At 63.9% G+C, this 11,571-nt stretch carries 12 protein-coding genes; 9 read left to right on the top strand and 3 right to left on the bottom strand.

Going from position 1 to position 11,571, the window contains the following annotated elements; translation table 11 throughout:
* The first annotated feature begins 1 nt into the window (after position 1).
* The 4 genes from CUTER_RS06295 to CUTER_RS06280 all read left to right on the top strand — a co-directional run bounded on the left by CUTER_RS06295 (position 2) and on the right by CUTER_RS06280 (position 3,952).
* On the top strand, positions 2 to 256 hold the full coding sequence (locus CUTER_RS06295; RefSeq protein ID WP_082121296.1) for a DUF3039 domain-containing protein: 255 nt from the start codon (positions 2 to 4) through the stop codon (positions 254 to 256).
* 29 nt (positions 257 to 285) lie between these two features.
* Positions 286 to 2,046: a DEAD/DEAH box helicase gene (locus CUTER_RS06290; RefSeq protein WP_047260649.1), complete on the top strand. Its 1,761-nt coding sequence runs from the start codon at positions 286 to 288 to the stop codon at positions 2,044 to 2,046.
* An 85-nt stretch (positions 2,047 to 2,131) separates the two neighbouring features.
* A complete protein-coding gene (locus tag CUTER_RS06285) occupies positions 2,132 to 2,617 on the top strand; it encodes a DUF4870 domain-containing protein (protein ID WP_047259713.1) in 486 nt (161 codons plus the stop codon).
* Between the two features lie 183 nt (positions 2,618 to 2,800).
* Entirely contained in the window at positions 2,801 to 3,952 is a 1,152-nt protein-coding gene (locus CUTER_RS06280) for a DUF418 domain-containing protein (RefSeq protein ID WP_158408117.1), read from the top strand.
* 71 nt (positions 3,953 to 4,023) lie between these two features.
* Here the strand turns inward: CUTER_RS06280 and CUTER_RS06275 are convergent, their stop codons facing one another.
* Both CUTER_RS06275 and ppgK read right to left on the bottom strand, forming a co-directional pair.
* Positions 4,024 to 5,886: an RNA polymerase sigma factor gene (locus CUTER_RS06275; RefSeq protein WP_407919161.1), complete on the bottom strand. Its 1,863-nt coding sequence runs from the start codon at positions 5,884 to 5,886 to the stop codon at positions 4,024 to 4,026.
* A 232-nt stretch (positions 5,887 to 6,118) separates the two neighbouring features.
* Positions 6,119 to 6,883 (bottom strand): polyphosphate--glucose phosphotransferase, encoded by a 765-nt coding sequence (ppgK, locus tag CUTER_RS06265; RefSeq protein ID WP_047259712.1) that lies wholly within the window; start codon positions 6,881 to 6,883, stop codon positions 6,119 to 6,121.
* Between the two features lie 47 nt (positions 6,884 to 6,930).
* Here ppgK and CUTER_RS06260 point away from each other — a divergent pair, with 47 nt between their 5' ends.
* Both CUTER_RS06260 and CUTER_RS06255 read left to right on the top strand, forming a co-directional pair.
* Positions 6,931 to 7,791, top strand: coding sequence for an inositol monophosphatase family protein (locus CUTER_RS06260; protein WP_236684682.1), 861 nt, complete (start codon positions 6,931 to 6,933; stop codon positions 7,789 to 7,791).
* Positions 7,792 to 7,917: 126 nt separating this feature from the next.
* On the top strand, positions 7,918 to 8,208 hold the full coding sequence (locus tag CUTER_RS06255; RefSeq protein ID WP_047259711.1) for a DUF4193 domain-containing protein: 291 nt from the start codon (positions 7,918 to 7,920) through the stop codon (positions 8,206 to 8,208).
* A 70-nt stretch (positions 8,209 to 8,278) separates the two neighbouring features.
* Here the strand turns inward: CUTER_RS06255 and CUTER_RS06250 are convergent, their stop codons facing one another.
* Positions 8,279 to 8,797, bottom strand: coding sequence for a DUF3093 domain-containing protein (locus CUTER_RS06250; RefSeq protein WP_047259710.1), 519 nt, complete (start codon positions 8,795 to 8,797; stop codon positions 8,279 to 8,281).
* 108 nt (positions 8,798 to 8,905) lie between these two features.
* On the opposite strand from CUTER_RS06250, the gene dut reads away from it, so the two are divergent.
* Genes dut through CUTER_RS06235 form a run of 3 tightly spaced genes read left to right on the top strand, consistent with a single transcriptional unit; the run spans position 8,906 to position 11,546 of the window.
* Positions 8,906 to 9,337, top strand: a complete 432-nt coding sequence (gene dut, locus CUTER_RS06245; protein ID WP_047259709.1) for a dUTP diphosphatase — start codon at positions 8,906 to 8,908, stop codon at positions 9,335 to 9,337.
* A gap of 50 nt (positions 9,338 to 9,387) precedes the next feature.
* Positions 9,388 to 10,299, top strand: a complete 912-nt coding sequence (locus tag CUTER_RS06240; RefSeq protein WP_047259708.1) for a DUF3710 domain-containing protein — start codon at positions 9,388 to 9,390, stop codon at positions 10,297 to 10,299.
* Positions 10,296 to 11,546, top strand: a complete 1,251-nt coding sequence (locus tag CUTER_RS06235; protein WP_047259707.1) for a class I SAM-dependent RNA methyltransferase — start codon at positions 10,296 to 10,298, stop codon at positions 11,544 to 11,546. Before CUTER_RS06240 ends, CUTER_RS06235 begins: the two co-directional genes overlap by 4 nt.
* Positions 11,547 to 11,571: the final 25 nt, after the last annotated feature.

Genomic DNA, 11,571 nt, shown 5'->3' with positions numbered 1-11,571 from the left:
CATGATGGTGGGCGTGAGTACTACGACCCAGACTATTGAACGCCCGGATCTTCGGGAAGACACGAGCACGGGCACCGGGGGAGACACCCCGAAGTTCTTTCACTACGTCAAAAAGAACCAGATCGTTGATTCGGCTATCAACGGCCGGATGGTCGTCGCACTGTGCGGGGAAACCTTCCCCGTGACCAAGTCCGCGAAACCCGGATCCCCGGTATGCCCGGACTGTGAGAAAATCTATAAGGGACTGCGGAAGTAGGTTTGTCTAAGTTCGTGGCAGACAAAGTTATTCCCACCCGGCTCCGCGCTTGGCAGCAAGAAGCGCTCGACCTGTTCCGGCGTAGCCGCCCCAAGGATTTCCTCGCGGTGGCAACGCCCGGTGCCGGTAAAACCACCTTCGCACTGACACTCGCCGCCCTGCTGCTCAATGACCGCACCGTGGAGCGAGTGATCGTCGTGGTGCCCACGGAACACCTCAAAGTCCAGTGGGCTCATTCGGCTGCCCGGCTCAAGATCTCGCTCGACCACAAGTTCACCAACTCCTCGGCGGTGAACCCGTCCTACGACGGTATCGTCGTCACCTACGCCCAAGTCGGGATGCACCCCTTCAAGCATCACGCGGTCGCCTCCGCGCGCCGCACCCTGGTAATCCTCGACGAGATCCACCACGCCGGTGATGCCAAGAGCTGGGGCGACGGCGTGCGTGAGGCCTATAATGACGTCTCCCATCGCCTTGCCTTGACCGGCACCCCCTTTCGCTCCGACGACTCGCCCATCCCCTTCGTGCGCTACGAGGAAGACGGCGAAGGCCATAGCGTCTCCCGCTCCGACTACACCTACGGATACTCCGAGGCGCTGCGAGACGGCGTCGTTCGCCCCGTGGTGTTCCTGGCCTACTCCGGCGAGACTCGCTGGCGGGACAGTGCCGGCGAAGAGTACGAAGCGCGCCTCGGTGAGCCCCTGAGTCCCGAGCACACCGCCCGAGCCTGGCGCACCGCGCTGGACCCCGCCGGCGAGTGGATTCCGGCTGTCCTCCAGGCCGCTCACACCCGCCTTACACAGGTGCGCAGAAATATGCCCGACGCTGGAGGCCTGGTGATCGCCTCAGACACCAAAACAGCCCGGGCTTACGCCGCCATCCTGAAGAAAATCTCCAACACGCCCGTGGCGGTGATCCTCTCAGACGAACCCGGTTCCTCTGAGCGCATCGAGGAATTTTCCGCGTCGACCGACGAGTGGATGGTGGCGGTACGCATGGTGTCCGAAGGCGTCGACGTTCCCCGCCTAGCGGTTGGTGTCTATGCCACCAGTGCCTCCACGCCGCTGTTCTTCGCCCAGGCGATTGGGCGTTTCGTGCGTTCACGCATGCCCGGCGAGACAGCGAGTGTTTTCGTCCCGTCAGTGCCGGTGTTGCTGGGCTTGGCGGAATCCCTGGAAAAGCAGCGCGACCACGTCCTCGGCAAACCTCATCGGGAGAAGCAAGGGCTCGACGACGATCTGCTCGCCGACGCGAACCGGGAAAAGAACGAGGCCGACGAGGCGTCGTCCTACGAAACCATCGGCGCAGTAGCAGAATTGGACTCGCTGATCTACGACGGCTCAACCTACGGCACCGCCACCATGGCCGGCTCCGCGGAGGAGCAGGACTACCTGGGGCTTCCCGGGTTGCTCGACGCCGATCAAGTCAAAGCCTTGCTGCGCAAACGCCAGGCCGATCAGCTCGACGCCCGGGAGGAGCAGGAACGCGCACGCCGCGAACGAGAAGCGGAAGAAGCACGCCGACGCCAGATCGAAGGCATCCCCGCTGGCACTCCCATGGGCGCGCCGGGGGCGACCGGTACAGCCGGCTCCGCCGGGGAGGTGGCGGCCGAGGAGATTCCGCGCCTGCGGCGTGAACTCAACAACATCGTCTCCATCGTGGCGGGACGCACCGGCCGCCCACACGGGGCCATTCACACCGAGGTGCGTAAGGCGTGCGGAGGACCGCCGACGGCACTGTGCAGCGCCGAACAACTGCGGGATCGCATCGCCTACCTGCGGGATTGGTAGGCCGCTGCTTTATTGAACAAGGCTATATAATCGGGTTATCGCTTCATTTGGAGCGACGACACTCTCGACGAAGGGAACCACACCGGTGAGCAACCCCTATCCCGACTACAACCCGAATGACGCCGCTCCGGGTTACGCTGGCGCCTCCTCCGGTTCCTACCAGCCCTACGGCGCGGCCCCGCAGCCCTACACGGACTCCTACCAGAGCCCCGAGACCAACGGGATGGCTATCGCGGCGCTCGTGGTGTCGATCATCGCCGTGCTCCTGATGCTGAGCGTCATTGGAACGGTGCTGGCCCCCGTCGTCGGCCTGATTGGCATCGTGCTGGCGATCATCGCCATCGTCAAGGCTCGTTCCATCGTGGGACCGGGGCGCCGGATGGCGATGTCCATCACCTCTTTGGTGCTGTCCACGCTGGTCACCGTGGTGGTGGTCTGCATTGGCGTGCTGTTCGTGACCGTGTTCGTCAACACGGGGGTAATGGATTGCATGGGAATCCAAAACCCCGATGAATTGAATCAGTGCATCGAGGACGCCATGGCGAGCCTGGACACTACCGCTGCCGCGTAGACGATGTCACACCACACCGCGCTCACAACGCGTGATCAGCGACCGCCGCGCATCGTCGCCCCCGATCTGGCACGCGGGCTTGCCCTCTTAGGCATCGCCTGGGCGAATATCTCTACCGGCTGGGTCATGAACATAAACATAGAGGGGCCCGCTAATTACTTCGGTGGCGTTGGGATGTTTCCGATGCTGGACACCATCACTGCCGTGCTCTCCGCCATGTTCGCTCACGTACGTGGGCTGCCCATGTTCGCCACCTTGCTCGGCTTTGGCATCGGTCTAATCACCATGAGCCTGTGGCGTCGAGGCTATCCCGCCCTCCGAGCACAACGGGTGCTGTGGCGCCGCTACGGCTGGCTTGCCGGGATCGGCGTGCTGCACTGTGTGTTCCTCTTCTACGGTGACATCATCGTGCTGTACTCGGTTCTGGCCCTGGTCGTTATCTCCATGCTGCGGATGCGCAACCGCACCCTCGTTATCATCGCGTGCAGCCTGCTGGCCCTGGGCGCTCTCGGCGGCGTGGTGTTAGCCTTCGCCGTCCCGTCGGACTTCGGCTCCATGTCGGGCTTCGCCTCGGACCAAGCCAGCAGCTACCCGGGTTACCTTCTGTGGGGATTCTTCTCCGCCTTGGGCTACCTCACTCTGGTGCCGCTGCTCTCGGTAACGAACATCTTCCCGATTATGATCCTCGGGTTCGTCGCCGCCCGGGTAGGGATTCATCTCAACCCTAACGCGCACCTGCGGTTGCTGCGGGCCCTCATCGGTGTCGCGGTGCTCATCATCGTTGGCATCGGTCTGCCCTGGGGTTTGTCGACAGTGGGAGTGCTGCCTGAGTCCTGGGCTCATCCACTCAGTGTTCTCAACAACAGCATCGGCTTCCTCACCGGACCCGGCATCCTAGCCGGCATCCTGCTGGCCTGTCGACCGATGCAGCGGCGGGTCGACGCCGCCTACGAGGCGGGCGAGAAGCCGCCTGCATGGCCACTGCCGGTGCGCATGGTCATTGCCCTCGGCAAGCGTTCCATGTCCGGCTACATTCTGCAGTCGGTTTTCATGTTCACGCTCATGCTCCCGTTCACCTTCAATGTCGGCGAGGACAAGGGCGCTTTCGTGCTGTTGCTTATCGCCTTCGGCGTGTGGCTCGCCACAGTAGTGTGCGCATGGTTGATGGAGGTTGCTGGATCGCGAGGTCCCGTCGAAGCGCTGCACCGCCGCCTGGCCTATGGACAAGGATCGGAACTGCCGGCACGGTTTGAGCTGCCGCCGGCACAGCAGCCGCAGCAGGCGCCAACGGGGCTGCCGGTAGAGCCGGCACCGTCGAGCGACAAGCAGCGCTAGCCGCCCAACAGCAGACAAAGACCACAAAGGCCGGCCCCGAAAAAGGGGCCGGCCTTCCTGCTGACGACGCGTTAGTCCAGGTAGTCGCGCAACACCTGCGAGCGCGAAGGATGACGTAGCTTGGACATCGTCTTGGATTCGATCTGGCGGATGCGTTCCCGGGTGACGCCGTAAACCTGGCCGATCTCATCCAATGTGCGCGGCATACCGTCCGTCAGACCGAAGCGCAGGCGAACAACGCCGGCCTCTCGCTCGGACAGGGTGGTCAGAACATCCTGGAGTTGGTCCTGCAGCAACGTGAAGGACACCGCGTCGACGGCCACTACGGCTTCGGAGTCCTCGATGAAGTCACCGAGTTGGCTATCGCCCTCGTCACCGATGGTCTGATCCAAGGAGATCGGCTCCCGCGCGTACTGCTGGATTTCGAGGACCTTCTCCTCGGTGATATCCATCTCCTTCGCAAGCTCCTGCGGCGTGGGCTCGCGGCCCAGGTCTTGGAGCAATTCGCGCTGAATCCGGCCAAGCTTGTTGATGACCTCCACCATGTGCACCGGGATGCGAATCGTGCGAGCCTGATCCGCCATGGCGCGCGTGATGGCCTGCCGGATCCACCACGTCGCGTAGGTGGAGAACTTGTATCCCTTGGAGTAATCGAATTTCTCCACGGCGCGGATCAGGCCGAGGTTGCCCTCCTGGATGAGGTCCAGGAAAGCCATGCCGCGACCGGTATACCGCTTGGCTAGCGACACCACCAGACGCAAGTTTGCTTCGAGGAGGTGATTCTTGGCTTTGCGTCCGTCCCGGGTGACCGCCCGGAGGTCGCGTTTGAACGACGGGGAGAGCTTGGCGTCCTTGTCTCCCGCGCTGAGTGCACGGGCCATTTCATCAAGCCGGTACTGGGCGTAGAGGCCGGCCTCAATGCGCTTTGCCAGGGACACCTCTTCTTCGGCGTTAAGGAGGGCGACCTTGCCGATCTGCTTGAGGTAGGCGCGTACCGAGTCGGCCGAGGCGGTCAGCTGAGCGTCCTTGCGGGCTTGGCGAAGCGCGGCGGACTCGTCCTCATCCCACACGGAAGACCCGTCGTCGTCCTCGGAGTCCTCTTCGTCCTCCGATTCCTCGTCATCATCCTCATCTTCGTCCTCGTCGTCATCGCGATCGAGGTCGTCATCATCGTCGAGGTCGGTGGCGAGGTCGCCGAATTCGTCGTCCTCCAGGTCGTGGTCATCCAATCCGTCGAGGTCATCCTTGAAGTCCTCGTCTGCACCCACGACGTCGTTATCGAGATCAGTGCGTTCCTCTAGAACGTCCTCGACGCCGACCTTATCCTCGCTCAGCGTCGACTCGGCAGCCTCCTCCGACACCGCGGCAACCGCGGCGCGAGACGTTTTCCGAGTAGTCTTCTTCGCTGCCTTGGTGGCCTTCTTCGTGGTCTTCTTCGCCGTTTTCTTGGCGGTCTTCTTCGCTGCCTTACGGGTGGTCTTCTTGGCGGTCTTCTTCGCCGCCTTGGTGGCAGTGGAAGCCGCAGTGGATTCTTCGGCGGCAGCGTCCGCAGGCTCCGTAGCCGGTTCCGCGGCTGCCTCGGCCGGGGCCGACACGGCAGAGGCGGGGGAGACCTTGCGGGTGGTTTTCTTGGCGACCTTCCGGGTGGTCTTCTTGGTTGTTTTCTTAGCCACCTTGCGGGTGGCGGGAGCCTCTACGGAGTCCTCGACGGCCGGGGCCGCCGGCTCCGCTGCTGCCTCGGCCGGGGCCGACACGGCAGAGGCGGGAGCAACCTTCCGGGTGGTCTTGGTGGCCGCCTTGCGCGCGGTCTTTTTCGCCGTTCGGGCGCCGGCCTTCTTGGCCGTCTTCTTGGCGGCCTTCTTGGCCGGGGTAGAGGCGGCTGGCGCTTCGGCCTCGCCGGTGCCTGCCTTGTCAGAAGAATCTGTGGCTACCACGTACGCCCTTTCCGTGCAGATGTCTCAACTCGTCACCGCCCATGGCCTCGTGTGTGAGTCCACGATCACCGTGGCCTTGACAGGTGGGGTTCGGTGTCGCGTGCCTGCGTCGAGAAAATAACCCCGCTCCGGGGTGGCCGACGGGAGCGCGCGACGATCGACCGCCCATTATAACTGTTTTTGTCAAGTTAGCAGCAGTTGGCTGCTCTGAGGGCGTTGGTACCGGGTGTAGCTACGGGTGGAGGTGCTGCGAGACGGCCATGGCGGCGCCGACGATACCGGCCGTATTCCGCAGCTGAGCCGGCACGACGGGAGTCTCCACGGTCAGCAACGGCATCCACTTCTCGTGCTTGCGGGAGATGCCGCCGCCGATGACGAAGGCGGAGGGGAAGAAGAGGCGTTCGTACTCGTGGAGGACGAGATCGACGCGCTTCGCCCACTTCTTGTAGCTGAGCTCCTCGCGGTCTTTCGCAGAGGAAGCGGCCTGGTGTTCGGCCTCGTCGCCGTTGACGATGAGATGGCCGATCTCGGTGTTGGGGAAGAGGACCCCATCGCAGATGAAAGCCGAGCCGATGCCGGTGCCGAGGGTCAAGAAAATCACTGCACCCTGGCGGGCAAGGTCGTCACCGAACGCGACTTCAGCCAGGCCGGCCGCGTCGGCGTCGTTGAGTACCGAGATTTCGCGTCCCGGAAGGTGCCGGGAGAACAGCTCGTCGACGTTTGTACCGATCCAGGACTTGTCAATGTTTGCTGCCGTGCGCGCCACCTGCTGCTTGATGACCGCAGGCAGGGTGATGCCGACGGGACCTTCGTAGTCGAAGTGCTCGACGATCTCGGCGACGATGCTCGCAACTGCCTCGGGAGTGGAGGCCTTTGGGGTCTCGATCTTGTGGCGTTCGGTGAGGAATTCCCCCGTGTTGAGGTCGACGATGGCGCCCTTGATTCCCGAGCCGCCAATGTCAATTCCTAGTACCTGTGACGTGGTAGTTTCAGCCATGTCTCAATCGTACAAACTAAGACGCCTCAGGGGGCAGGAGATCCATCGTGGATAAGAACAATTTTGTGAGTGTCGACCCGCAACAATTGCGAGACCTGGCTCGGGGGTGGGCCCGGGAAGCTGCGGGGCTGATCCAAAGCCGTCGTGCGGAGTTGAGCGACGGGGGTGACATCCGGGATCACACCAAGACGAAGTCGACCCAGGTGGACCCGGTGACGATCGTGGATATGGCGGCGGAAGAATTCATCGTCGGCGCCATCCGCTCCATGCGGCCGGACGACGGCATCATTGGCGAAGAAGGGACCAACCGGGCCTCGACGAGTGGTGTGTCCTGGGTCATCGACCCGATCGACGGCACCGTTAACTTCATCTATGGGATCCCGCAGTACGCGGTGTCGGTGGCTGCAGCCGTTGACGGCCATGTCGTCGCAGGTGCGGTTATTAATGTGGTCTCGGGTGACCTCTACAGCGCGGCCGCGGGCGCGGGGGCAACCGTGGAACGTTCAGGAAAGACCATTGAGCTGAAGGCCAACCCCGTCGAGGATCTCCGCTTGGCGCTGGTGTCCACTGGTTTTGCGTACACGCCGACCCGCCGCGCTCACCAGGGGGCGATCGTTGCGCAACTGCTGGGAACGGTGCGCGACATCCGCCGCATGGGGGCTGCCGCCCTGGACCTGTGCGCCGTCGCGGAGGGACGGGTCGACGCGTACTACGAGCACGGCATCAACAGCTGGGATTACGCCGCCGGCTCGCTCATCGCGTCGGAGGCCGGAGCCGTCGTCGTCACCCCGCCGCTGACCGCTCTCGGTGCGGAGGGCAACCGGACGCTGGCCTGTGCACCGGGGATCGCCACTGAATTTTTGACCCTGCTGGAGGAACTGGGAGGTGCCGGCACTTTGCCGGCGTGACCAGCTGTTTTCTCCGGTTCGAGGCGCAAATAGACAAGTGTGAGGAAACTGGTTTATTATGCGCCCCGTTGTATTTGATATTCATCTGGCACGATCATTAAGTGCCTAGACCCGCAAGGAATTTTCATGGCCACCGATTATGATGCACCGCGCCGCCGCGCTGAGGACGAGATCGAGTCCGATTCTTTGGAAGGGCTCAAGGCCGCCGAGACCGCGCCTAGCGGCATGGATGAAGACGGCGAGATCATCGAGGCCTTCGAGCCGCCGAGCGTGGACCTGACCGGCGAGGAACTCAGCGTCAACGTGGTTCCTCGGCAGCAAGACGAGTTCACCTGCTCCTCCTGCTACCTGGTGCAGAAGATGCGGCGAAAGTCGCACGAGGAAAACGGCCAGCCGATCTGTCTCGACTGCGCTTAGTCACCTCGGGCTGCGCGGAGCGTGCCGACCGGGCCTTAGTGTCCGGCGGCGCGCCAATGAGTGGGAAGGCTTATCGGCGGGGCAGGTGAGCGAGTGCGGCCTCGGCGAGATCGGGGACGAACGCCCGGAGTAACTCATCGGGGTTCTTTGAGGAAATCAGCCAATAGGGCGTCGGATCCTCGGGGTCGTCGAGCACGATCATGACCATCTCTCGAATCCAGCCATGCGAGATGGTGAAGGCCGCCGGGTCGAACTGCGGCCCCAGCGCGCTGCGTTTAGCGGACTCCGGGACTGCCAGGCAGCGCGAGACGACGTCGGCCGGCAGGTTAGCTGGCCCGGCGATGAGCCAGCGGGAACCGTCCGCGTCACGCTCCACCCGCACGACGGTGGAGGACCACCACAGCAGCACCCACACTGCAATGGCGGTTAAGACGATGGCGGGGATAATCAGCCACACCAGGGATCGGTTATACGCGATCTGGGCGGTCAGAAGTACCACCAGGCCGGCGGCCAAGACCCACCAGTAGGCCGGAACCCACTGCTTCTCCCGATATAGGACGGTCGTTTCGGTGCCTTCGCTTCCACTCACAGTTGGTCATTCTAGCCACCTTGAGAGATGCCACCAGCAACGGCGGTGCGTACCCTGGAGCGGGTGACCCATCCCAACCCTGATCAATATCGCCGCGGTATCCCCGATATGTCGATCCCCCTCGTCCGGCTTGACCCCGATCTTCCCCTGCCTACCCGGGCCCATCGAGGCGACGCGGGCGTGGACCTCTACTGCACCGACGACGTGCATCTTGAGCCGGGGGAGCGGTGCCTGGTGAGCACCGGTATTGCGATCGCCTTGCCGGTGGGGACAGTCGGCCTCATCCACCCACGTTCGGGTTTAGCGGCCCGCCATGGTCTGAGCGTGGTGAACACCCCAGGCACAATTGACGCCGACTACCGCGGTGAGATCAAGGTATGCCTGATTAACCACGATCGCCACACGCCTATCGACCTTCCTCGCGGCAGCCGCATCGCGCAATTGCTCGTGCAGCGAGTAGAACTGCCGGAATTCGTTGAGGTCGAGCAGCTCGACGCCACCGTTCGCGGTGCCGGCGGCTACGGTTCCACCGGCGTGTAAACCGGGTTTGATTCACTCCAGCGCCCTAGGAAGAAAGGACTTTACCCACCATGGCTGTATGGCCCTTCGGTAGGAAGAAAAAAGATAACGAAGACACGGAGCAGCAGCTGAACGACGTGGCTCACGCGGCCTCGCCCGCGGAGGAGGCCGCATCGGCGACGCCGGGGTCTGAGCCCAACCCTCCGTCGCACGGCGATGACCTCGTGGCGAGTCTGCCGCACGACGCCGTCAACGGCGACAGCGGCCCCTTCGACGGCGACCAGGTCGACATCGAGGACTTCGATTTCTCCGATTATTCCATCGGCACCTTGAACCTGGGGTCCATGCGCATTCCCATGCCCTCGGGTCTGCAGGTACAGGTGGAGCTGGGCCCCAGCGGGCCGAAGATGATTCACCTCGTCAATGAACACTGCCGAATCACGCCCCTCGTTTTCGCTGCTCCCGCCTCGGGCGGGCAGTGGGAATCGGCCAGCGCGGACATCCTCGCAGGCATGAAGCGCGACGGCGTCAGCGACGCCGTCTATGAGGCGGGGCCGTGGGGACGAGAAATCCTCGGCACGGTGGGCGCGAACACGGTGCGCGTCATCGGCGTCGACGGCCCCCGGTGGATGCTCCGCTTCATGGTGGTGTCCCCGGCCGCCAGCCAAGACGCTGCCCGAGACACGGCCCACGCGCTGGCCTCCCACACGTTCGTCTATCGCGGCACCCAGCCGATGCTCGCCGGAAATTCATTGCCGGTGGCGGTACCGCAGCAGTTGGTCAACCAGGTCAACAAGGCCATTTCCCAGCACGCTAAGCAGCAGGCGGCGCAACGGGCAGCGCAGCAGACCACGCGAATGGAACACGACGAGCAGTCCATAGCCGAGGCCGCAGAGGCCCTGCGCAGCCTTCGTGATGATCAGCCCGCAGCGCACCCTAAGACCGATTCTTACGACAACACCGAAGGAAGTACCCGCGAGTGACTCCTCAACCCGATGCCCTGAGGGAAGGAAGCGTCCTCGACCTCCGCGTCGAGCGCATGGCACACGGAGGGGAGGGGCTTGCCACTGGACCGGATGGGCGCGTGGTCTTCGTCCGTGGCGCTTACCCGGGTGATGAGGTGAGGGCAACACTGACCCAGGTCAAAAAGCGTTTCGCGCGTGCTGTGGTGGAGGAAGTGCGCAGCCCCGGCGACTTTCGCGGCGAGCAATCCTGTCCTGCCGCGGCCCACGGGGCAGGGTGCTGCGACTTCGGCGACGTCGATCCCGCTCGCGAGGCGGAACTGAAGCGGCAGGTGTTGCTCGGGCAACTCAGCCGCGTCGTCGACGTCGACGCCTTGCCAGAGGTGGAGACCATGAGCTTGGCACCGCATCGCGGTTGGCGTACCCGAGTGCGCCTCGGCGTCGATGAGTCCGGCCGGGCCGGGCTGCGTCGCCGCGGCTCCACCGAGGTCGTTACCGACTATCCCTGTACGCAGGTGGTTGATGGACTGCTCGACGGCGTGGTCGGGCCGTCGGCTCGTCGATTCACCCCCGGCTCGGAGGTAGTGGCGGTGCGTGGAGCCGACGGCCAGCGCCACCTAGTCGAGCTGCGTAAAGCCTCCCGAGGGCGGCGGGCCGAGAAGATCGAACGGCTGGTAGAAGGGCCTCGCTTCGTCACCGAGCGCGTCGGCGAGACCCAGTTCACCTTCCCGCCGACGGCGTTTTGGCAAGCCCACCGCGAGGCTCCGAGCGCCTATGCCGCCACCGTCCGCTCCTGGCTGGCTGACACTCCGGTGGACTCTCGGGAACCCGTGGGCTGGGACCTCTATGCGGGGGTGGGGCTATTCGCCCCGGCGATCGCCGACGCCCTAGGTGCGCAGGCGCGCATCGAGGCGGTGGACTACTCGCCGGCGGCGGCTGGGCGCGACCAGCCCGGGTTGAGCGGATTGAACCTTAACCGCCACAACGTCCGCGTCGAACGCGCGATCGCCGGTTTGCCCGCCCCGCGCGTGGTGGTCTTGGACCCGCCACGTATCGGTGCCGGTGACGAGGTTATCGCTGCTACGGCTGCGGCGGAACCTCGACGGGTGGTTCACATCGGTTGTGATCCCTCTACTTTCGCTAGGGATCTGGCGAGTTGGTATCAGGCGGGTTATGTGGCCGAACGCCTGATGCTGGTCGATGCTTTTCCCGGGACGCACCACTGCGAAGTGCTGGCACAGTTGGGGCCACGAATGACGGCTCTGTGATCTGGGGCGGTACCATGTGTCTAAT

Origin of the sequence: Corynebacterium uterequi, assembly GCF_001021065.1 — a bacterium.
Classification (GTDB): Bacteria; Actinomycetota; Actinomycetes; order Mycobacteriales; family Mycobacteriaceae; genus Corynebacterium; species Corynebacterium uterequi.
This window is presented reverse-complemented; position numbering and strand designations above follow the sequence as displayed.